The sequence below is a fragment of the Mesorhizobium sp. M1A.F.Ca.IN.020.04.1.1 genome, assembly GCF_003997315.1.
In the GTDB taxonomy this organism is placed as follows: domain Bacteria; phylum Pseudomonadota; class Alphaproteobacteria; order Rhizobiales; family Rhizobiaceae; genus Mesorhizobium.
Map to the genome: position 1 here is coordinate 1 of NZ_RZSN01000392.1, position 998 is coordinate 998.

Below are 998 nucleotides of genomic sequence, written 5' to 3' on the forward strand. Positions count from 1 at the left end.
GAATGTCGCAGCATGGCGGGCTCTACTTCCTGATCGCGATGGCATCCTCGATTGGATCGACGGAGACGGTCGCGCGGCTGCTATACCAGGTGTCACCGAGGTTAAGTTGTACGCAAAACCCAAGACGTCGATCATAAGGAAGGGAGATTACCGAGACTCTATCGGATATGTCATGGCCGTTTCCCCCAGCCGAGGTGAGACCGAGGCGATACTTCAGCGTGCCGTTGACTTGATCCATTGGTCGATCACGCCTTTTCCGACCCCTGCTGGCGACTAGAATCTGCAGCCCCTTGCCTCCTCCGAGCGGCGCCAGAGAGCTGTGCTGGCCCCGATCGCCGCGGCAATGGCCACGCACCTCCGGCACTATGGACTCGCCCCATCGGTCCAGCTCTTGCCGGCTATTTGCAAGCGAGAGCGCCCTGTCTGCCCACTTCCTACATCTTGCTCGGCGCGTCCAGACCGAGTTGCACGTTGATGGCTAGTCTGATCATGTTCTCCCGCCTGCAGAACCGCGCGGGCCCGAGCGCATCGCCCCGCCCTCCTGATTGATGGCACAGCGCTTGGCCAGCGCTCTTAGCTCTCGACGCATTGCGGTCCCCACAGAAGCCTCCAGATTACCACTCGTGGGGACTGGCGATTCGGGATGCTGGCAGGTCGGAGGAATGTCCAGACGAGAGCCCCTTCGAACGACGTTTGTGAGTGTGTTGTTGAAGCAGTAGCTTCTTCATCGATGGGTTGAGCATCTGGGCCACGGAGTCGATTGTGGCCGCGATGGACGAGCACCTCGATGGTGTTCGCCTCGTGGCCCAGAACGCGCGAGCCCGGAGCTTAGTCTGAAAAATCGATTTGTCGTATTTCATGTTGGCTCCTGCGGAACAGCGCCGGCTTTCTCGATTGCGCTTACATAGTGGACGAGACAGAAGTAACCATCCTTTTCCACGTCGAAATTGCTGACGATTCCTATGACTGGTCGCATGTGCTTTGCCATCTTGAATGGG

At 58.5% G+C, this 998-nt stretch carries 1 pseudogene; it reads left to right on the forward strand.

The features are described from left to right. Positions 1 to 277 (forward strand): annotated as a pseudogene (locus tag EOA49_RS32120) (hypothetical protein); the annotation flags it as partial. Positions 278 to 998 lie beyond the last annotated feature (721 nt).